The following is a 22,467-nucleotide window of genomic DNA, read 5'->3' on the forward strand; positions in this document are numbered from 1 at the left end:
CATCCATGCCGAGCGACCCACACCACGGCACCTCCACTCAGCCTCCCGACGCTCGATTCGGCGGTGTATGTGAAATCGTGGCAGGAAAGGCCAAAGCAAATCTGCGTTGCAGATTCTTTAAGCACGGCCTTGAGTCTCCCTAAGCCCGCCAACGAAATTCGCCAAACCTGGCAAAACTTACTCCTTACTCAAATCAACCAAAGGCTCTTTACGCACCTCGGTCTCACGCCCGGCCTGGATGTCTTTGACCCTGCCCAGCGCCGTATCAACAGCTGCCTTGTCGGCCAGCAGGCTGTAGCTGATCTGGAACTGGCGTTGCTGTTTTGGCTTGATGGTCGGAACCAGGTTCAGCGGTCGTTGATAGCGTCGGTTGTAGGAGAAGCTGGTTCCTGGTTCCAGGCCTGTCACGTAGCCCTGGCCTTTGGTGTCGGTGTTTTTCCACAGCGAGAACACTGGCAACTGTTGGGTGTTGAAACCTAGCGAAACGCCCAGGTTACCGGCCTTGTTATGCAGAATCGTGAGGGTGTCGCCTTTGGCATCTGCGTAAGGCACCACGTTGTAAACGGTTTCGTCGTAATCAGGAGTCGGGCCACGATAGGTTTGCCAATCAGCAAGATCACCCTTGGCCTTTTCATTGAATGGCGAGACCTGCTTAACCGGCGCTTCGAACCGTGCGCCCTGCTCCAGAAACGGCGTGCTGAAATTGCTGTGATACAGCGCCTGATATTCCTTCGGATAGTCGCCGTTGTTGGTCAGGGTGTCGTTGAGGGTGAAACGCGTACTTCCGGGCTCGGTCACCAGTTCGGTCTGGACCGAGAAATCGACTTTCTTGAAAGCCTGTTCCTTCAGCTCGCCTTTGAGGCGGATGGCATAGGGTGGCGTTTCGTCGATGTACAACGTGACTTTGCTGGCCGGAATGTTTGCCGCCCGGCCGTGCAAGGTCAGCAACTCGCCGTTGTCCATGCCTGGATGCCCGACCCATTCGTATCCGCAGCGGGTGACCAATTCGTTGAAGCCTTCCAGCCAGCCCAGGCCGCCACGCCCGTTGAGTTCGATAAACGCCGGATTAACGATGTCTTTCACCGGTGAATCCCAGCCCATCCGCACCTCACCCACAGAGGCTTGCAGCACGTTCATGCCACGGGTCGGAACGACTGAGAGCTTCATGGCGCCGTTGTCGATATCAATCACGCTCACGCCTTCCTGCCGTCCGCCATGAAGAGTGCGCAGGGTGATGGTGAAGGGTTTGTCGGTTTTGACCCCGAGCTGAGCGCTGGTGAATTGCTGATTCTGGGCAGGTTTGTCGGTATCGAGCAGCACGTAGTCCCAGGCGGCGGCCTGTGAAGCGACGGCGATCGCACTGAGGCCGAAAAGCCAGGCAAGAGGTTTCATGGGTAGTCCTTATTGGAATTATTGGATCTGCTGGTCCTGAATCGGGTTAATCGATTCAGCTACAGATCGAGTCTAGTCAAACCCAGAGAAAACAGGAAACCCATTCGGCCAGGTGCCGATTAAACCTGTGCCCAAGAAAAAGCCCGATGAACCATCCAAAACGGAGGTCTATCGGGCCATGCACCCAGGAGCGGGAGGTGCCAAGGGAAGTCTGTAACGAGACGCTTGAATCGGTAGCGCGTGGCGCGGAGGGTGCTGATCAAGCCACCTGAGCGACTTTGGCGATGGCCTGGTTCATGCCTTTTTCAACGAAATCGCCGCCCATGTTCAGCCCTTCGGCGTGAATGAACGTGACGTCGTGGATGCCCACGAAACCCAGCACTTGGCGCAGGTAAGGTTCCTGATGATCCAGCGCACTGCCGGCGTAGATTCCGCCGCGAGCGGTCAAGACGAAGGCCCGCTTGCCGACCAGCAGGCCTTGAGGCCCGGTTTCGCCATACTTGAAGGTCACACCCGCACGCAGCACGTGGTCCAGCCAGGCTTTGAGGGTGCTGGGAATGGCGAAGTTGTACATCGGTGCCGCCAGCACCAGCACGTCCGCGGCTACCAGTTCGTCGGTCAGTTGGTTGGAGCGATCCAGTGCGGCCTGTTCGGTGACGCTGCGCTGGGTATCGGCTTTCATCCAGCCACCCAACAAGGTCGAGTCCAGATGCGGGACCGGGTCTTTGCCCAGGTCGCGAACCGTGATCGGGTCGGCGGGGTGAGCGGCTTGCCATTGGCCGATGAACTGTTGAGTCAACTGGCGGGAAACCGAATCCTGCTGACGAGCGCTGCTTTCAATGATCAGTACGCGGGACATGGGCTGTTACCTCCAACGAATAATGTGTTTCGATGGGGTGAAGATTAAACAGGACCATATCGATTAAAAAGCGTAAAAATCTGCTTCAAAACATCTAATAATTTGTTTTATTAGTGGCGTGGTTTACTCTGACTTCAGGTAGCCCCTGTAGGAGCGCGCTTGCCCGCGATAGCGCCGGATCAGACGACATGTTTTTTGACTGAACCACCGCTATCGCGGGCAAGCGCGCTCCTACAGGGTTTTGTGTTTGATGCGCGACTGCGTTGTGTCAGGGATAAACGCAGCACACCCATGCCATCACGCATCAGGCTTGCAGCTCAGACTGATGCGCAGTTTGATGATGCTACGGTTGAATTTGGCGGACACGTCCACGCTTTTTTTCGCGGCGACGGTGATGCGTCGGGTGCGCGGTGCCTCGGGGCCGTTGCGGAATACCACGCTGCATTTGGCATCGACGCTGCCGTAGTTGTTCACGGTGATGGAGCCGGTGTCATAAAAAGTATCGTGGCTGGTGTAGTCGACTTCGACGCCTTCGTAGTGTTTTTCCACTTCGATAGGGTAGGCCCAGGCGGTCAGCGGCAGCAGTGCCAGCAACACACAACAGAATCGGTTCATTGGCAGTCTCCAGAGAGGGACTGGCAGATTAGGACAAAGCGCAGCAAAAGAGGAGCTACACATGAAAGCCCCCCGGGTCACCCTCGATCAATGGCGGACCTTGCAGGCCGTGGTCGATCACGGCGGTTTCGCCCAGGCAGCCGAAGTGCTGCATCGCTCGCAGTCGTCGGTGAGCTACACCGTGGCCCGCATGCAGGATCAGCTCGGCGTGCCATTGTTGCGCATCGACGGGCGCAAGGCCGTGTTGACCGAAGCCGGCGGCGTGTTGCTGCGGCGTTCCCGGCAACTGGTCAAACAAGCCAGCCAGTTGGAAGATCTGGCGCACCATATGGAACAAGGCTGGGAGGCCGAGGTACGCCTGGTGGTGGACGCGGCTTATCCCAACGCACGACTGGTTCGCGCCCTGACGGCGTTCATGCCCCAGAGCCGGGGTTGCCGTGTGCGTTTGCGCGAAGAGGTGTTGTCCGGCGTCGAGGAAGTATTGCTCGAAGGGGTAGCCGATCTGGCGATCAGCAGTTTCAGCATTCCGGGTTACCTGGGCACTGAGATGAGCAGCGTGGAGTTTGTCGCCGTCGCTCACCCTGAACACGCCCTGCATCAATTGCATCGCGAGCTGAATTTCCAGGATCTGGAAAGCCAGCTGCAAGTGGTGATTCGCGACTCGGGCCGCCAGCAACCTCGCGACGTCGGCTGGCTGGGCGCCGAACAGCGCTGGACCGTGGGCAGCCTGGCGACTGCGGCAACCTTTGTCAGCAGCGGCCTGGGCTTCGCCTGGTTGCCACGCCATCTGATCGAACGCGAACTGCGTGAAGGGGTGCTCAAGGCGCTGCCGATGGATAAGGGTGGCAGTCGCAACCCGACCTTCTATCTTTACTCCAGTAAAGACAAACCTTTGGGCCCGGCCACGCAGATTCTCATCGAGCTGATCCGCACCTTCGACACTGCGCCCCTGACCGCCGCTTTCGCCGCACCGCAACAAGCCTGACTTACAGTCAGCCAGACACAATAAGCCAGACAAGGAGCTGTCCATGGCCCATTTCGAACATGACGGTTGTTCACTGCATTACGAAGAGTATGGCCAGGGCGAGCCGCTATTATTGCTCCACGGTCTGGGTTCCAGCTGTCGGGACTGGGAATATCAGGTACCGGTGTTCGCTGCGCGGTACCGGGTCATTGTCATGGACATGCGCGGGCATGGTCGTTCCGACAAGCCACGGGAGCGCTACAGCATCCGCGGCTTTGCCGGTGATGTCGAAGCCCTGATCGAGCATTTGAATCTGGGGCCGGTACATGTCGTCGGGTTGTCCATGGGCGGCATGATCGGCTTCCAGCTGGCGGTGGATCATCCGCATTTGCTGAAAAGCCTGTGCATCGTCAACAGTGCGCCCCAAGTCAAAATCCAGACTGCCAACGATGTCTGGCAGTATGCCAAGCGCTGGACATTGGCCCGGCTGCTGAGCATGGAAACCCTCGGCAAGGCGCTGGGCCAAAACATGTTTCCCAAACCCGAGCAGGCCGATCTGCGCAGCAAGATGGCCAGCCGCTGGGCAGAAAATGACAAGCGTGCCTATCTGGCCAGTTTCAACGCCATCACCGGCTGGGGCGTGCAACACAAACTGTCGCGCATCACGTGCCCGACATTGATCATCAGCGCCGACCGGGACTACACCCGCGTGGCGCTCAAAGAGGCCTACGTGAAGCTGATCGCCAACGCCAAGCTGGTGGTCATCCCGGACTCACGCCACGCCACCCCATTGGATCAACCTCAGGCATTCAACCAGGCCGTACTGGAATTCATCGATACAGCGCAGGTCTGAAGCGCACTACTCGTTTGGGTTAGCCGCTCAAAGGCTGGGCAAAAAAAGCCAAACGTGATTACCTTGCGACCTGCACTCCTACAACGATCGCAGTCGAAACCACCACTCAGGATCAACTGAACCATGCTGAAAAAAATCGCCATCGCCGCCTGCTCCGTGCTGTTCGCCACCAGCCTCATGGCCGCGACACCCGCCAAGCAGACTCACGTCCTGCTTGATACCAGCTTCGGCGCGATTGAAATCCAGCTCGAAGATGCCAAAGCGCCGATCAGCACCCAGAACTTCCTGGGCTACGTCGACAGCGGCTTTTACAACAACACGATCTTCCACCGCGTCATCCCGGGCTTCATGGCCCAGGGCGGTGGTTTCACTGCACAGATGATGCAGAAGCCGACCAAGGACCCGATCAAGAACGAAGCGGAAAACGGCCTGCATAACGTGCGCGGCACTGTCGCTATGGCGCGGACTTCGGTGGTGAACTCGGCCACTAGCCAGTTCTTCATCAACACCAATGACAACGCCATGCTCGACCACGGCGCCCGTGACTTCGGCTACGCGGTGTTCGGCAAAGTCGTCAAAGGCATGGACGTGGTCGACCAGATCGTCAACGCCCAGGCTGGCAACAAGCAAGGCATGCAGAACGTGCCCATCGACCCGATCTACATCAAGTCCGCTAAACGCATCGACTAAGCTGTGAATGGACTCGCATGAAATCATTCAGGATTTCATGCGGTCCGATCAGAGGAATATCCGCTCAGTAAGGAGAGCCCGCTTAACTGGTGGGCATCATCGCCAATGCTCTATCGTCGTTTTGAAAAACTGATCGATATCTTCCGTGACGCCCCTACCGATGCTCCCCCCAATAAAGTCCTGGCGTTCTACATCTATTACCTGCGTCAGGTCTGGCCCAGCTTCGCGGCGCTGTTGGTGGTCGGCCTGATCGGAGCGTTGATCGAAGTCGCGCTATTCAGCTACCTGAGCCGCATCATCGACCTGGCTCAGGGTACGCCCGATAAAGATTTCTTTAGCATCCACGCCAACGAATTCATCTGGATGGCCGTGGTTGCCCTGATTTTGCGGCCTATTTTCGTCGGCCTGCATGACTTATTGGTACACCAGACCATCAGCCCTGGCATGACCAGCATGATCCGCTGGCAAAACCACAGTTACGTGCTGAAACAGAGCGTGCGTTTCTTCCAGAACGACTTCGCCGGCCGGATCGCGCAACGCATCATGCAGACCGGCAACTCCCTGCGCGATTCCGCCGTGCAAGCCGTGGACGCCCTCTGGCATGTGCTGATCTATGCCATCAGCTCCCTGGTCTTGTTTGCCGAAGCGGACTGGCGCCTGATGATCCCGCTGCTGGCGTGGATCGCCGCGTACATCCTCGCCCTGTGCTACTTCGTACCGCGGGTGAAGGAGCGCTCGGTGGTGTCTTCCGATGCGCGCTCCAAATTAATGGGCCGTATCGTCGACGGCTACACCAACATCACTACACTGAAGCTGTTCGCCCATACCAACTTTGAACAGCAGTACGCTCGCGAAGCGATCAGCGAACAAACCGAGAAAAGCCAGTTGGCGGGCCGTGTTGTTACCGCAATGGACACAGTCATCACCAGCATGAACGGCATTCTGATCGTGACCACCACTGGTCTGGCGTTGTGGTTGTGGACCGAGTCGCTGATTTCCGTAGGCGCCATCGCCCTGGCAACCGGTCTGGCGATCCGCATCGTCAACATGTCCGGCTGGATCATGTGGGTGGTCAACGGCATTTTCGAAAACATCGGCATGGTGCAAGACGGCCTGGAAAGTATCTCCCAGCCGGTCAGCGTCATCGACCGCAAGCCGGCGCCGCGCTTGAATGTGGAAAACGGCGGCGTGAAATTCGACGGTGTGGATTTCCATTACGGCAATGGCAACGGGATCATTCACGGCCTGAACCTGGACATCAAACCTGGGGAGAAAATCGGCTTGATCGGGCCATCGGGTGCGGGGAAATCCACCTTGGTGAATCTGCTCCTGCGCATGTATGACGTGCAGGACGGCCGGATTCTGATCGACGGTCAGGACATTTCTCACGTGTCACAGGAAAGCCTGCGGGAACAGATTGGCATGATCACCCAGGATACGTCGCTGCTGCACCGTTCGATCCGTGACAACTTGCTGTATGGCAAACCGGATGCCACCGATGAGCAGTTATGGGAAGCGGTGCGCAAAGCACGCGCCGATGAGTTCATCCCGCTGTTGTCCGACGCTGAAGGGCGCATGGGCTTTGAGGCACACGTGGGCGAGCGCGGGGTCAAGTTGTCCGGCGGTCAGCGCCAGCGCATTGCTATCGCCCGGGTTCTGCTCAAGGACGCGCCGATTCTGATCATGGATGAAGCCACTTCTGCGCTGGACTCGGAAGTGGAAGCCGCGATTCAGGAAAGCCTGGAAACCCTGATGCAAGGCAAGACCGTGATCGCCATTGCCCACCGCCTGTCCACCATCGCCCGGATGGACCGGCTGGTGGTCCTGGAAAACGGCAAGATCGCCGAAACCGGCACCCACGCCGAACTACTGGCCCACGGCGGGCTGTATGCAAGGTTGTGGCAGCATCAGACCGGTGGGTTTGTGGGGATTGATTGAGCGAGATTGCAGGAGAAACACAATCCTATGTGGGAGCGAATTCATTCGCGAATGCTTTTGCACAGCCGATAGATATCTGTCGAATGTACCGGCCTCTTCGCGAATGAATTCGCTCCCACAAGTTCAGCGTAAGCCGCGCCCACGTGTATTGCCCATGGTGAACTGTAGGAGCTGACCGAGGTTACGAGGGCTGCGAAGGCGGCCTGTCTTACACACCGCTGTTCGCAGCCTGCGGCAGCTCCTACAGACAACTCACCTCAAACCTGTCGATACGGCAACGCGGTTCGGGCATCTTCGGCGTAGGCCAGGATGCCGACTCGTTCCTGGTCCAGAAAATCACTCACGGCCTCTTTCAGCCCGGGATGTGCCAGGTAGTGCCATGAGCGGGTGATGACCGGCTCGAAGCCGCGAATCAGCTTGTGTTCGCCCTGCGCCCCGGCATCGAAACGTTTGAAACCGTGAGCAATGGCGTAATCCATGCCCTGATAGAAACAGGTCTCGAAGTGCAACCGGTCGAACTCGGCCAGACAGCCCCAGTAGCGGCCATAGAAACTGTCGCCGCCCAACAGACTGAACGCCATGGCCACCGGCCGCGAACCCTGACGGGCGATCACCACGCGTATCGCTTCGGGCATGCGTTCAGCCAGCAGGCTGAAGAATTCCCGGGTCAGATACGGCGCCTGCCCGCGAATTTCGTAGGTGTTGGAATAACAGGCGTGGACAAAATCCCAGAGCAGTTCGCTCAGCTGATGGCCTTCCAGCCAATCGAACTCGATGCCCTGCCCCGCCACCTGCTCGCGTTCCTTGCGCATCTGTTTGCGCTTGCGCGAACTCAGGGCGTCGAGGAAATCCTGAAAATCCCGGTAGCCGCGATTCTGCCAATGAAACTGGCAGCCATAGCGCTGCAACCAGCCCGGCTGCTCATCGAGAAACGCGTCGGCCAAGGGATCGGTGAAATTGACGTGAGCGCTGGACAGTCCCTCAGCCTCCAGATAACCCGGCAGGCTGTTAAGCAACTCAATACCCGCCTCAGGTGAAGCCGACAGAATCCGCGGCCCGCTCACCGGACTGAACGGCACCGCCCCCAACAGCTTGGGGTAGTAAGCGATGCCCGCCCGACGGCAGGCATCTGCCCAGCTGTGATCGAACACGTACTCGCCGTAGGAATGCCACTTGCGATAGGCCGGCATGGCTGCCACCAGTTCGCCGTCCCGGTAATTGAGCAGATGTTCAGCCTTCCAGCCCGAGCGAGGGCCCAGGCTGCCGCTGTCTTCCAAGGCACTGAGAAAAGCGTGACGCACGAAAGGCTGATGCACTGGCAAGAGCGCGTCCCACTCGGAGGACGCGATCGTGCTCAGGCTGTCGGTGGTTTGTACGGACATGCGCAATTCTCAAAAGCCGCTGAGGTGTGCGGGAGTATCCCCCATTGGCGAGAATTGTTCACGACCACTGAGTCCGCTCCGAGGTCAGGCCGGTTCCGAGGCCAACAGGGCAATATCAGTCGTCAGTTGCAGCGCCTTGCTGTCGACTGCCCGTTTAAGCTCCTGGAAAACCGCATTCACGCTGTTCAGGTAGTCATCGTCGGTCATGGTCTCGTGCTGCGCGTCGAGCAAATCCTGACGTTCATGAAAAGGCAACCGTACCTTGTCGAAGTCCTTTTGAAAGTGATCCTCCAGGAAGGTCATCCAGTCCTTTCGGGCAATCAGCGACTGAAGAAATTCAGGCGTGCTTTCCCTCGCGAGCACCCGGGCCCTGGCGCTATCGAGCATGCTCTCATCCACCCCGGAGATCCCCGCGAACAACATCCCTTGCGACTGGCCCGGCAACGCCAGCTCTTCGCGCAATCGCGTGGGGTAGACAAGCCTGACCTCAACCTGATCCAGGCGCGGTTGAGTGACGACCCGGGCATTGAAATCTTCCAGCGCAATTCTTTCCAACTCATCCAAACGCTCAAGGCCGCGCATCAGCTTGAACATGTCTACTGGGGTTTTGCCTCCCGGCAGTGACTCCAGCTGAAACACCTGCACCCGGATATCCAGCATATTGAAAGTGATCATGGTGCCGTCGCCGCAGGTTTCCGGATGCGCCGCCAGGGCGAAGAGTTCTTGCTGCAACGCTTCGGATCCGGCCATTGCATCGATCATTTGCCACAACCGCTCGGTCAACAGGCGGCGGTTGTCACGGTAATCGGCGGTCTGCAGCAGGTCGTTGACCAGTAACACGAACGGCTCGGCGCCTGCCTCACGCTGCAAGGACTCCCAGCGCTGATGCTGCTGCTCGTCACCGGTTTCAGACAACCACTCGGCGGGGCTCCGGGCCCAGTTATCCGCCTGGACGTTACCTATCCCCATACGCATCAGTGCCACTTCGTCAAAGAGGGCTGCTGCCCTGGTAACGGTCTCGGCATTGAGCGGGTTCTGATGCAGGCGCAAATAGAGCCTTGTGCGCCCGGCGATCGCGCGAAGGGTCTGCTCATCAATGTCTGTGATCTGGTTTCGACGCAGGTCGACATGCCTCAACGTCTCACGCACATCCAGCCCGAGTGGCAGGGTTGGGAGTCCGCAGTCTCTAAGGCGGATTTCCAGCAGCGCTGGCCAGCGGCTGACGTCCAGCGGTGCAGTAATATTGATGTCCCGGCCCTCAAGTAGCAGGACTTTCATCAAGCTCAGACGCTGCAAACGCTGCATCCCTCGCCCATCGACATGGATCGGGTTGTAGCTCAGAGTCAGGGTTCGCAGGTTGGTCAGGCGATCCAGAACCTCTGGCACTGACTCAATCCGGTTGTTACTCAAGGACAATCTGCGCAACTCGGGGAATCGCCTGATAAACACTTGGGCGCCGTCGGTGGTCAGGGCAATGTTCTCCAGCCTCAAGGCCTGCACGTGGTTAAAGTTCGCCGTGATCGGCGGTAACGCGCCTATCTGCAGATTGACCAGATTTAACTGGTGCGCTGAATCCGTTGCGTTGGGATCAATCCGCGACTCGGGCTGTCGGCGCCAGCAAGCCAGAATAGCTATCCGCGCAGCTTCCCGTGCATCGGCGCTGACCCCGGCCAGTGGCTCAGGATGCGCATAGCGAGCCTGCGCCACCCAGCCATCGAGAACGTGTTGCAGCGTCGTGAATTCCTCGGTCAATTCGTTCAAGCGAGCCCTGACCCAGTCTTTTTTCTCCTGAGCAGTCCCCGTAGAGCCCGCAGCCAGAACTTGCAGAAAGACGGCTATCTGATGGAACGTGAACTGCGGATACAGCCCTTTCACCGCCAGTTCGGGGGAGAAAGCCGGCGCGTTGGTTCTTAACCTGTTAAACAGTCCGCGCACTCGACCGCTCAATTGATAGCCGACTCGTCCATCATCTGAACGGGACGGCCAGATGACGCGCGGCTTGGTCTGCTGCATGCCCAGCGCCCGCTTGACCTTCGAACGTTGCGAAGTCGCCAGATCGCCAAGCAACTCCTCTAGCTCATGCACGTCGTGGGTCAGCCGGGTTTGACTGGTCAAGGTATTGGACAGGGTCGTTCGTAACCGCGAGTTGCCAAGCAGCGTGCGTTCGCCTTGCGGGGTGAAGGTCTGATAATCGGTACCGGTCTGCACCAGCACCACATTCACAGCAGATGCAGAAGTGCCGGTACCACCGGTGCGGTAGATCAGTGGGCCGTCGAAGGTATTTCTGCGCATTTCAACCACAAGGTCTCGCGGCCATAAAGCCAATGAGTGAATCAGGTCCAGACTGACAACATCGCTGTCAGGGCTTTCCATGTGCAGGTATAAACTTTCCAGCGCATGGTTTATGCGTAACTGCTGCAGGTATTCACGGGCATGCTCGGCAAGGCGCAGGGGAATACGCGCGGCGCTGCTCATCCGCTGCAACTCCACGCTGTCGGCGAGCCGGATGATTTCCACGGCAGCCCTGAACGGCAGGCTCGGGAAGTCGCGCTTCAACAGTTTGACTAGAGGGTCGGCGGATCGCGTTTTAGCGGCATAAAGCAGATCGAAAAGACTTCTGCGCTGGCCCCTGACTTGAGCCGCAATACGTAACGCCAACTGCTGCCCACGGCCTGGTGTCGGCCGGGCATTGACCAGTAGGGATTCGACCTCAACCGGCTGCAACCCCCGCAGCAGAGCGTCCAGAAATGCCAACATACGCCCGGGGGTATAAACCACATCGACGGTGCGCGAGGCACTTTGCCCCTTTGTATGCCTGCTCAGCACCTGCCCTTGCGCATCCACCCTGCGCAGTGCGCGATGTTCCGGCCAACCTGGCATCGTCACGATGAAGTCCAGATAGGGTTCGATGGATGAAACAACCCCGTTATCCGAAAGGCCACTGTGCTCGACCGCGCCCATTTTTTGCATGAGGTCGATAAAGGCAGTGACTTCCTTATCGATCAGAAAGCGCTGCGTGCAATCGATCAACAGTGCTGGGGGCACCAACTTGTCCATGTGGATCTGGCGCAGTAGAGCTTCGTCTGTCTGGGTGATCCGCAGGATCTTTCGGATCTGCGAATTCGTAAGTGGAACGTAATCACCATGCAAACGCCGAAACGCCTTATAGGCATCCCAGCCCATGGGGTATTCACCTTCAGCACGCCACGCGCCAGCGCCGTTGGTTTCCAGTATCGGTGAGTATTGCTGCCGACCATCTAAAGTGACCACACGCCACTTGTTGAGCCGCGAATCGAACGCAATCTGGTAATAATGGCCGCCCATGGACAGCCAGGTTTTGCCATGAGCCCTGAACAGGCTATGGTCATCCAGCGCAGCCGCACTGGGCAAAATATATGGCTGCTCCAGAGACTCAAGTCCCGGCTTCCATAAACGAACTCGGCCGTCTTCAGACTTGATCTGAGCCAGACCCTCAATAAACGCTGACGGCTTCGCCAGGTTGCGCAGCTGTCGCAGGTCAAGGAGTTGCAGATCGGTGATTTCATCCTCACTGGAGCTATTGGATGGAGCATTGGCGTCGCCGTCGGCTGCAGCTTTGAGCAAATCCTGAAGGGCCTCTACGGCCTGTTTGCCATCCTCATAGATTCTTGCCAGCCGTTCGTATTCCCTGGCCAACTTCGGCGCCGCCGCGAGCACGAGGTCTTTGCCTATCTCGTAGAGCTGACGCAAGGCTTTCTCCATATCGCCTTCAAGCCAGTCTTCTGAGGCGATGAAGACATCCTTTGCAAGATCACGTACTTCGGAAGCGGGCAGAAAAACATCGGCAAGGTGAAAGCCAAAATGAACGATACCCATGATCACTTTCAAAGGCTCGAATGTGTCCAGGCTGCCACTGGACTCTACAGGCACCGCGATCACTTTGGCGTCGGCAATCAGCTTGGCGACTGCCTGCGTGTACAAATCTTTGAACGGGTGGCCATCCCAGAGTGATCGGTACAGAGAAAGATCCGCCCCAGGATCGAAGCGGCCATCGGGGTTCAATACACGCTGCAGTTTTTCGAAGAAAGCGGAACAGTCTTTGGCATCGATAAAGCGGGTGAAGTAAGTCCGATAGTGGGCGTCGTTCAGGTTCACCCGTAAATAATCGAGAAATGCATTGATCGAGGGATATTCCTTGATCGGATGCCGCGGTTCTCCCGGCATATAAACCACCAGGGCGACATCGTCGTTGTCGGGAGCAACATCGGCTTTATGCTTGGAGCGATGGGACTCAATCAACACCACGCCATGCAGCGCAGTACCCCAATCGTCCTTGGTAGCGAACAGTTCAGGGGCGCTGTACTGCACCGGCCCTCCTCGCCACACTGCCTGCCCATCGGGCTTTGCGACTTCCAGCAGCACTTGATAGACCTCTTCGCTGATATCGCCTTTCATCCGCGCGATATGGGTCAGCACCTCAAAGCGACAGCGCTCCTTGAGAATAAAAGCCTTTTCAAGTTCGGGTTTACGTTTGACCACACTGTCGACATGCGCCAAGTACTTGCCACCCAGATCCAGTGATCGACACATGTGCGCAAACGCAGTCGGGGTGATGTCGATAAAGCCGGTAGAGCAGGCTATTTTTGCTCCGCAAACCTCTTCAAGTTTCCCAATGATCAAGCCATCGCGCTCGGGCGGAAACGGCACCGTTCGGTAATACAAACCCGACGCAGGATGAAACTTCTTGTCGGCTTTGAAGTTGCGCAGCGCGACCAGAAGAATGGGTTGCACATCAGCCTGGATAGCCGGCTGGGTAGCGGTAATATCCTGCAGAAACAGATGCCTGCAATCGACCTCAAGGCCGAATTGGATGCGCAGCTGCTCATTCATCAATGGCCGGGCAAAGTCATAAATGGACTTGAGCGGCTTGATCGCCGTGGCGAAGGCTCGCTGGGCGGTAATACTTTTAATCTGGCTTTTATATAACGCCATCTGCAGCGCAGCGGTTGCGGGAGTGTATTGGGTAAACCAGCTTTCCAGGTGTTGCACCAGGAGATCCTGGTTCGGATAGTTATCGTAGAAACTGATCGTCAGATCCATCGTTGATTCCGTGGTCATCTCAATGAAATGACCACGGTAATCACTCTGAATGGATCAAGTGACATACACAGTTATTGCGCAGCGAACCGTGTCGTGGGACCGGCTTTAGCCGGGAATCGGTCGGTACATCCGCTAGAGGTAGTTCGCCTGCAATGGTGCCTTCCCGGCTGAAGCCGGTCCAACGACAAACCATTCGAGCGGCAGCCAAGCTGCAAATCAGGCAGAACGCCATCACTTGACTGAAATGAGCGCGAGGCTCTGGACCGCACTTCTTGGCAAAAGTTGCATTGTCATCGACGTGCAATTGCACTGCCACTTATCTGTAATAACCCACAGCGATACTGGCGCCAGTTTTTAGAACCGAGGGTACTAACCCTCAAAGCGCCCTGCCTGTGGGGCGGATTTGCAGGATGGCCTGCCGCCATCCCAAACCGAGATATGGAGTTCATTATGCGTCTTGTTTCTACACGTACTGCCGCCGCCCTTTGTGGTGGCCTGGTTCTGGCAATGAGTGTTCCAGCCAATGCCGCAGTCGACGCCAAACTGCTGGACATGCTCAAGGCTAACGGTTCGATCAACGCCGCTCAGTACAACGAACTGCAAACCGAACTGGCAAAAGACCAGGCAGCCCAGAAACAAGCACTGGCAGACGTGCAGAACACCAAATCGGCCACTCAGAGCGAGTTCGAGAAGAAGATCGCCTGGGCTGCCAAGACTCAGTTCAAAGGTGACGTCCGCGTTCGTCAGGAAACCATCAACATCGATGGCCAGACCAACAGCCAGGATAAAGACCGCCAGCGTATTCGCGCTCGTCTGGGTGCCTACACCGAAATCAACCCGCAGGTGAGCACTGGTATCCGTATCGCTACCGGCGGCAGCAGCGACGCACGCTCCACCAACCAGGACCTGGACGGCTACTTCGTCAAGAAAGACCTGTGGCTGGACCTGGGCTACATCGACTACGCCCCGACTGCAGTGAAAAACCTGCACGTGATCGGCGGCAAGATGAATCAGCCGTGGGTCAGCATGGGCGACGTGATCTGGGACGGCGACATCAACCCGGAAGGTCTGGCCTCTACTTACAGCATCCCGCTGGGCGGCAAGTCCGAGCTGTTCGGTAGCGCTGGCTACTACACCCTCAAAGACAACATCGATGGCGAAGGTACACAGTTCCGTCACGACTTGAGCATGACCGCCGGCCAGTTGGGCGCGAAATTCGCACCGACCGACAACCTGAAAGTGACTGTGGGCGGTAGCGTTTACGCCTTCGACAACGACAAGGACAGCGCTGCCCTGCGCGTGAACGGCAACACCACCAACCAGTTCCGTCTTTACGAAGGTTTTGGCCAGCTTGATATCAGCGGCCTTGGCTTGCCACTGGCGCTGTACGGCCAGTACGTGGTCAACAACGACAGCACTGATGATCAGGACACTGCCTGGTTGGCCGGTGTGAAAACCAAGGTGTTCGGTTTCGGTCTGGACTACAACTATCGCGATACCCAACGTAACGCAGTGGTTGGCGCCTTCACCGACTCTGACTTCGCCAACGGCACCACCGGTTCGCGTGGCCACAAGATCAAGGTCGGTTACGAAATCGACAAGAACTTCTCGGTCGGCGCTACTTACTTCCTGACCAAGGCTGACTACGCCGTTGCCAGCCAGCGCGATGCGGATGCCAACACCCTGCAGCTGGACGTAGAAGCGAAGTTTTAATAGAAGCAGCTACAAGCTTCAAGCCACAAGCGGCAAGTTGAAAGCACTCAGTCTTGAAGCTTGAAGCTGCGCAGCCCGATATCGACCTGGCGGATCCCCATCGTCCGTTTCGCCAGGTCAATATCGGGCTTTTTTTGTTTGTGCGTTCAGGACAGCTCCTACGGGCTCCGTGTTTTCTGCGCGACAGCGCGCCGTCCGGACGACGGGCGCACGCCTACAGGAACTCACGCCTCACTCTGCAACTCCTCCTGCGCAACAGCCTCTGACAAGCTGATCGCCAACCCCTCAACCGCTTCACGCCGTTCCTGGCTGATGGTGCTCACCTGATCCAGGTATTGCTGCTCGTTGCTGCTATCCAGGGCCAGCAGGCGTTCAACGAAAGGCGTCTTGATCGGCTCAAAGCGCGCCGCGAAGTGTTCTTCCAGGTACTCCATCCAGAATTCCCGCTCGATCAGTGATTGCCAGAACGCCGGCGTGCGCTCTCTGGCGAGGATCCGCTGTTGCGCGGCCGCAAGTTTTTCCCGGCCGACGCCCGACAGATTGCTGAACAACATGCTGCGCGGCTGAGCTGGTAAATCCAGCGCCTTGGCCAGACCTACTCGATAACCCAACCTGACTTCAGCCTGATCGACTGCCTCGCTCCTCATCAATCGGGCGGCGATGTCCTCCTGGGCGATTTTTTCCACTTGATCAAGCCGCTCAAGACTCCTGGCCAGCTTGAACATCTGGCCTGGTTGATGGGCCTGTGGCGTCGAGGACTTGATGTCAAAAATCAGCGCATGGATTTCCAGTTCGCCAAAAACAATACTGACCCCGTCACCGCACGTGCGTGGATGGGCCGCCAGGGTGAACAGTTCCTGGCGCAGCTGCGTATTGACCGAGGCGGCATTGAGCACGCTCCACACGCGCTCGGTGAGCATCCGGCGGTGATGGGCGAAGTCAGCGGAGGTGGACAGACTGCTCAACGTCTGAAAAAAATCGGCCGACTCCGGTTCTGCTGCCAGATCGCGCCATTGCTGGAGGCGCGGCTGCAGGATTTCATTGTCCACACTGATAAACCATGGCATACCCGGGGGCAGCATGACCGGGGCATTTGGTCGGGTTTCATTCAGGCCCAGGCGCGTCCTGGAGTAGACGCTCAAATAGGTTCGAGCCTGGCGTAACGTCAGTTCGTTGAATGGATTGTCATGCAACTGCACGCGCATTCCGTAGCGATCAAATCGCTGCAAGACGCCCGGTGATATCGCCGTGATCTGATTTTCGCGCAGGTCCAGGTCAGTCAGCTCGTGCCAACCCCAGATCCAGTCCGGCACCCGATTGATGCCGGTGGAGCGCAGCAGAAGAATGCGCAGCGGATTGAGCCCGACCAGATTCAGCTCAGGGCCCACCTGGCAGTAACTCAGATCCAGGAAGCGCAAGCGACGCAGGCGCTGCAGATGTCCAATACCCTCGACATCGAGAGTCAGCGGGTTATTGCTAAGCCATAGACGCTTGAGGCGATGCATCCTGCCAATGGCGGGTGGCACCGTGAGCAGATGATTACGTTGCAGGCTCAGATAAGTCAGCCTGCAGAATAGATTGAGAAACGCCTCCGCCTGGGCTGCCGTGACGTAGGTATTTTTCAGGGTCAGAAAGGCGACATGGTCAAAACGGGCGGTAATGGTCGGCAATCGCCCCATCGACAGGTCGCTCAAGTCCAGGCTATAGCCGAGCACTTCCCCACCGTCGCCGTGCATTGTGGTGCCTGTCCGGGTCCAGCACCGACGCAGGCGATCCGCTGCCACCTGTCGGGCCGAGCGCATCAGAGATGGAGTCGGCGCTTCAGCGATCCATAACGACAGTGCCGAATCCATTGCTTGATATTCGGCAGCCAGGTTCTCGAGGCGCAGGCGCAGGAATCGGTTCAGGTGCGCAGCCGCCCCCACATACTCCCGGCGCAACTCGAACAGAAACGCGCTCACCTCCTCGTCAGTAAAGCTGGGGAACAGGCTTTTAACCGCCAGCTCCGGGTTGTAACGCGGGGCGCGCGAGCCGAGTCGGTTGAACATGCGCCTCAAGCGTCCGCTCAGTGGATAACCCACTCGACCATCGGGAAGACGCAATGGCCATTTGAAGCCTGGCTTGATGGCTTGCAGCTTGAGGATTTTTGCCACCGCGCCGCGCTTATTGACGGCCAGTTCGCCCAGCAAAAGTCGTAAATGCTGCTCGCTCGCGGTGGATGACAGACCGACCTGACCGCGCACAGACGCTGGCAGTGCCTGTAACAGCGCATTGAAAAACAGCGGATCCGGCTGGCCTTCATGGCCGTGGCACTGATAGCCGTCCCGGGTCTTGATGATCGTCTGTAGGGTTTCAGCGGTCTGGGGTTCGCCGATGCTCTCAAGCAATTCGCCAGCGTCGCCTTCCTGACGCACCTCTATGGCTACGCTGTCCGGCCAGCCCGGTAACTGCTCCAGCAACTGCAGACCCACGGTGAAGGTATCCGGGTTTTTCGTGGCATTTAGGTAAAAGCCTTCGTTGGCGCGGTTAAGCCGAAGCTGCTGCAGATACTCCCGAGCATGCTCGGCGATTTCCAGTGGCAGTCGGGCGGCTTGCTCCATGCGCTGCAGTTGCACGGTGTTGGCGGTGCTGATCAGTTCTTCGGCAACCGCAACGGGCAGAGCCGGAAAATCCCGGCGCAGCAAATTGATATGCGGGTCGGAAGAGCTGTTCTGCGCGGCATAGATATCGTCGAACAGTTGGACACGCTCCAGCTCGGCATGCTGGGTCAGGTAGTCAGCCAGACGTTGAATCCGAGCGTTTTTTTGCGCTGTGCCAGCACCGATCAAGGTATCCAGCTCATGAGTTTGAAGCCCATCGAGCACCGTTCCCAGCAAGGTCTCCAGGTTGCCCGGTTGCCATGTGAGGTCGATGGCAGGCAAGGTCATCTCGGTTTTGGAACCCCAGCGCGCCAACTCACCGCCCTGCTGATCCAGCAGACGCAGCTGGCGCCCTGCCGGCCAGCGTGGTGATCGGGTCAGCAAATTGAGCCAGGGCTCAATGTGTGCCGTGACCACCTGGTAATAATCACCGCCTCCACCGCCAGGATGATCTGGTCGATCTGCTCGTCAATTGCCAGACGTCGTGCGCAGTCATGGAGCAATGCAGGTGATTTGAGTCTCTGCACATGAACCTGACGCATCAGCGCTTCGTCGGCACCGGTGATGTTCAGCACCTGCTGGATGCTTTCATGGGGCAGGGATTGCTCGGTTGATCCCAGACGCCGGAAAGCTGTGGTCTCATCCCAGCCCAGCGGATTCTCGACTTCGCTGCGCCACGCCCCGCCGCCATGATGCTCGATCACGGGCGAGTAAGGCTGGGTTTGGCGAGGGTGCTTGATGCGCCATTGCTGCAGATTGGTATCGAGCTCAATCCGATAGAGTCGATCCCCCAGCGGCAGCCAGAGTTGGCCCTTCATTTCTATGCGACCATGAGCATCGGCGGGCAGCCACGCTGGGAATTCAACGCTATGACCGAAGGGGTTCAGCGCAGGCTTCCAGAGTCGCGTGCGGCCGTTACTCAAGCTCAGCCGCCTAAGGCTCTCGACAAAAACAGAAGGCTCAGACACAGGTCGGACACCCGCAGCCGCCCCCAGCACAGCAGCGCTCGCCAGGTTTTCAGCGATGTCGAACAAGTGATCAAACGCTTCGTTGAGATCCCCATGATCCCATTCTTCGACGGCGACAAAGAATTCATGCAGTAGCTGACCGGCCGCCACCACACTCATGATTTCCCCCAGTACGGGGACGAAAAAGCCCATGGCATTGAGCAGGTTCAGGCCGAGGGCTTCGAAGCCTTGCAGCCTCTGCTCGCGAGCCTTTTGGTCCTCATCGCGGGAAGGCACCGCAATCACCCGCGCATCGTCGCAAGTCTTGCTGCGCAGGTGTTCGTACAACAGGTCGAAGGGAGGCTTGCCGATGTCATACGCCTGCAACTCCAGATCGGCAGCCGGATCGAAACGATATTCGTACAGCGGCTTTAAAATGCTGCTGTCCTCCCTCCGTTTCAGCGGGGTCAGGCGCTCGTTGAGGCGGGTGAAAAACCGATGACTATGACGCAGGCTGACAAAACGGCGGAAATACTGCTGGTAGGCTTTGTCCACCAGCTTGCGGCGCAGCACCACCAGCAAGGCCATCGTGGATGGATACTCCTTGAGCGGATGCTCGGGTTCGGCGGGCATGTACACCACGCAAGGGCCGTTATCGACGTCGGGGTTGTCCAGCTCGATCAGCAATGCGCCGTACAGCATGCTGCCTTCGAAGGTTCGGTCGCCCAACATGTGCAGCTGGCAGTAACGCACCGGCTGTCCGTCCCAGCGCGGCTCGCCATTAGGCTTCACGAGTTGCAGAAGCATTTCGTAAGCGCCAGTACTGATGTGCTTTTTCATCATTGCGATGTGCGCCAATACCTCCAGCGCATCACGCTCACTGTTCATGAAAGCCGTGGCCACCGCCTCAGTCTGACCTGCCGGGGATGCAGGTTTAAAAACGCCCTCCAGATGAGCCTGATATTTACCCCCCAGATCCAGGCCATGACAAAGTTCGGCAAATTGCTCCGGCTTGATAGCCAGAATCCCCCGGTACTCATACCTGAAATGCGGTGCCTTGCCCTCGGTTCCCGTACCCTCGACCAGTTGCAACTGCAGGCCATCCACAGGCACCAACGCAGAACCTGGCTTGAAATAACCAGGGCTGGCCTCGGACTCCTGAAAGTTCTGCAGGGCGGCTTGCAGCAGAGTTTGCTTGTGTGGGGTGAGACGTCGAATCGATACGGCCTCTTCGTAACGCATCGTCACTAGCTGGTGTGCATTGACGTCCAGCTGAACGCCGAAGCGCTTGTACAACGCCTGCTCCAGCAAGGGCTTGGCAAACTGCTCGACGGGAACAAGCCGAGTGCGCAACGGCTCCACGGCACGACGGGAAAACTGGCTGTACAGCAGACTTTTGCGCAACGCATCGCGCGATGCCCGGGGGGAGTTGTAGAGCCAGGCCGGGAGACGCGTCTTGAGAAACTCGTGATTCAAATGGCCGGAATCAAAGGGCATGGCGTCGCTGCGTTGTACAGGATCATCGACAGACATTGTGGCTACCTTGTATGGCATGGAAGAAGCCATACAAGGTATTGAGCTGATTGCGGCCGGGTGTAATAGCCGGGTACGACATCAAGGGTTTTTAACCAATATCCGACTCGAACTGCATATCCCGTGGAAGCGCGCGTGCCCGCGATACAGGCGCTTCGTTATCTCAGGCAAACCGAGTTGACCTTATCGCGAGCAAGATGGAGCGCCACCCCGGCGCTCCCACGGGCCCCGCGTTTGGTTCGTGACAACGCGATGTCAGGGGCACCGCAGCCATGGCCTTAACGCTTGCGCAGAATCACGCTGCCAATGGAATAACCGGCACCGAAGGAACTCAATACGCCCAGCGCGCCAGTTGGCAAATCATCCTGGTACTTGTGCAGGGCAATCACCGAACCCGCCGAGCTGGTGTTGGCGTAGGTGTCGAGAATCACTGGCGCTTCTTCAACCGTGGCTTCACGTCCCAGCAGTTTCTTGACGATCAGGTGGTTCATGCTGAGGTTGGCCTGATGCAGCCAGAAGCGTTGCACATCGCCGACGTTCAGGCGGTTTTCCTCAAGATGCGCGCCAACCAGATCAGCCACCATCGGGCACACTTCCCGGAACACCTTGCGACCTTCCTGCACAAAGAGTTTGTCCGCCGCGCCCTCGCCTTCATCCGATGCACGATTGAGGAAGCCGAAGTTATTGCGGATGTTGTTGGAGAAGCTGGTCAGCAATTTACTGCTGACGATATCGAACTGATAAGGCGAAGTGGCCAGATCGGCGCGTTCCACCAGCACCGCAGTAGCCGCATCACCAAAGATGAAATGGCTGTCGCGGTCTCGGAAGTTCAGGTGACCGGTGCAGATTTCCGGGCTGATCACCAGCAAGGCACGGGCCTGACCCAGTTGCACGCTGTTGCTCGCCGCCTGGATACCGAACGTCGCCGACGAACAGGCAACGTTCATGTCATAGCCAAAGCCCTGAATGCCCAGCGCCGCTTGAATTTCGATGGATATCGCCGGGTAAGCCCGTTGCAGGTTGGAGCACGCCACAATGACCCCGTCGACATCGGCAGCCGTCTTGCCGGCGCGCTGCAAGGCTTGTTCGGCAGCGGCGACGCCCATCTGACAGAGGATCGACCACTCGTCGTTGGAGCGCTCCGGCAAACGCGGCTTCATACGCTGCGGGTCGAGGATGCCAGCCTTGTCCATGACAAAACGGCTTTTGATGCCGGAGGCTTTTTCGATAAAAGCTGCGTTGGACTCGGTCAGCGCCTGCACCTCACCGCGCTCGATGGCCTCGGCGTTTTCGCTGTTGAATTGAGCAACGTAAGTGTTGAAAGACTGCACCAGCTCTTCGTTGGAAATGCTGTCGGCCGGGGTATACAGGCCTGTGCCGCTGATGACGACGTTGTGCACGGTCGTTCCTCTCTTATTGATCAATGCAGGTATCGACCTGCTCGCCGGTGCGCCGAACCCACAACATGGGACAGGCGTACCAATATAAATACGTTGAAAACCCACAGCGCGAATAAAACCGGGCAAACACCTCGGGGTTCAAGGGGCGAAGTGTGCCATATCGGCCCGTAGTTGTGGGAGTTGGCTTGGATTAGAGGTCACAAGAACCTTTAGGAGCGATCGGGGTGGCGCTCCACCTTGCCCGCGATAGGGTCGGCGGGTTTTCTGGAAACCAGTTAAACAAATACGGAACCACTACAGACATCTTCGACATTTGTTGTAGGGCTTTTCCTAAACCGGCGTTAGCGCATTGAGCGCACCTATTTCATCCGCCAATCTCCCGCCTTCGCCCAGGGCCTCCCGCCCACTCAGGCAAGGAGCCTGCAATGACTCAATCCTTCATGACCCCGCGCGGGCACATGGC

The 22,467-nt window shown here is 57.8% G+C and carries 13 protein-coding genes and 1 pseudogene; 6 read left to right on the forward strand and 8 right to left on the reverse strand.

From position 1 onward, the window contains the following. Window positions 1-177: 177 nt before the first annotated feature. The 3 genes from IV01_RS05605 to IV01_RS05595 form a co-directional block, all read right to left on the reverse strand. On the reverse strand, window positions 178-1,392 hold the full coding sequence (locus IV01_RS05605) for an aldose 1-epimerase family protein (RefSeq protein WP_032630577.1): 1,215 nt from the start codon (window positions 1,390-1,392) through the stop codon (window positions 178-180). A gap of 259 nt (window positions 1,393-1,651) precedes the next feature. Further along, entirely contained in the window at window positions 1,652-2,251 is a 600-nt protein-coding gene (locus tag IV01_RS05600; protein WP_032630578.1) for an FMN-dependent NADH-azoreductase, read from the reverse strand. 297 nt (window positions 2,252-2,548) lie between these two features. Beyond that, entirely contained in the window at window positions 2,549-2,866 is a 318-nt protein-coding gene (locus IV01_RS05595; RefSeq protein ID WP_032630579.1) for a hypothetical protein, read from the reverse strand. 61 nt (window positions 2,867-2,927) lie between these two features. Here IV01_RS05595 and IV01_RS05590 point away from each other — a divergent pair, with 61 nt between their 5' ends. The 4 genes from IV01_RS05590 (at window position 2,928) to IV01_RS05575 (ending at window position 7,311) form a co-directional block, all read left to right on the forward strand. Then, complete coding sequence (locus IV01_RS05590; RefSeq protein ID WP_032630580.1) at window positions 2,928-3,851, forward strand: LysR family transcriptional regulator; 924 nt, start codon at window positions 2,928-2,930, stop codon at window positions 3,849-3,851. A gap of 43 nt (window positions 3,852-3,894) precedes the next feature. Next, a complete protein-coding gene (locus tag IV01_RS05585) occupies window positions 3,895-4,683 on the forward strand; it encodes an alpha/beta fold hydrolase (RefSeq protein WP_032630581.1) in 789 nt (262 codons plus the stop codon). 123 nt (window positions 4,684-4,806) lie between these two features. Next, window positions 4,807-5,373 (forward strand): peptidylprolyl isomerase, encoded by a 567-nt coding sequence (locus tag IV01_RS05580; protein WP_032630583.1) that lies wholly within the window; start codon window positions 4,807-4,809, stop codon window positions 5,371-5,373. Window positions 5,374-5,478: 105 nt separating this feature from the next. Further along, window positions 5,479-7,311, forward strand: a complete 1,833-nt coding sequence (locus tag IV01_RS05575) for an ABC transporter ATP-binding protein (RefSeq protein ID WP_032630584.1) — start codon at window positions 5,479-5,481, stop codon at window positions 7,309-7,311. A 257-nt stretch (window positions 7,312-7,568) separates the two neighbouring features. Here IV01_RS05575 and IV01_RS05570 read toward each other — a convergent pair whose 3' ends face one another. Then, on the reverse strand, window positions 7,569-8,693 hold the full coding sequence (locus IV01_RS05570) for a GNAT family N-acetyltransferase (protein ID WP_032630585.1): 1,125 nt from the start codon (window positions 8,691-8,693) through the stop codon (window positions 7,569-7,571). A gap of 84 nt (window positions 8,694-8,777) precedes the next feature. After that, window positions 8,778-13,772, reverse strand: a complete 4,995-nt coding sequence (locus IV01_RS05565; RefSeq protein ID WP_032630586.1) for an NEL-type E3 ubiquitin ligase domain-containing protein — start codon at window positions 13,770-13,772, stop codon at window positions 8,778-8,780. 450 nt (window positions 13,773-14,222) lie between these two features. Here IV01_RS05565 and IV01_RS05560 point away from each other — a divergent pair. Next, window positions 14,223-15,059, forward strand: a pseudogene (locus tag IV01_RS05560) (putative porin); the annotation flags it as partial. 174 nt (window positions 15,060-15,233) lie between these two features. After that, window positions 15,234-15,485, forward strand: a complete 252-nt coding sequence (locus IV01_RS27550) for a putative porin (protein WP_418903552.1) — start codon at window positions 15,234-15,236, stop codon at window positions 15,483-15,485. Between the two features lie 224 nt (window positions 15,486-15,709). Here the strand turns inward: IV01_RS27550 and IV01_RS25965 are convergent, their stop codons facing one another. From IV01_RS25965 to IV01_RS05555, 3 genes are all read right to left on the reverse strand, one after another. Next, entirely contained in the window at window positions 15,710-18,541 is a 2,832-nt protein-coding gene (locus IV01_RS25965) for an NEL-type E3 ubiquitin ligase domain-containing protein (RefSeq protein WP_154232262.1), read from the reverse strand. Then, window positions 18,502-20,604, reverse strand: coding sequence for a dermonecrotic toxin domain-containing protein (locus IV01_RS25970; protein ID WP_050507886.1), 2,103 nt, complete (start codon window positions 20,602-20,604; stop codon window positions 18,502-18,504). Before IV01_RS25970 ends, IV01_RS25965 begins: the two co-directional genes overlap by 40 nt. Before the next feature lie 278 nt (window positions 20,605-20,882). Continuing rightward, on the reverse strand, window positions 20,883-22,004 hold the full coding sequence (locus IV01_RS05555; protein ID WP_032630588.1) for a beta-ketoacyl-ACP synthase III: 1,122 nt from the start codon (window positions 22,002-22,004) through the stop codon (window positions 20,883-20,885). Between the last annotated feature and the right edge of the window lie 463 nt (window positions 22,005-22,467).

It is taken from the genome of Pseudomonas syringae (assembly GCF_000737245.1).
In the GTDB taxonomy this organism is placed as follows: Bacteria; Pseudomonadota; Gammaproteobacteria; order Pseudomonadales; family Pseudomonadaceae; genus Aquipseudomonas; species Aquipseudomonas syringae_J.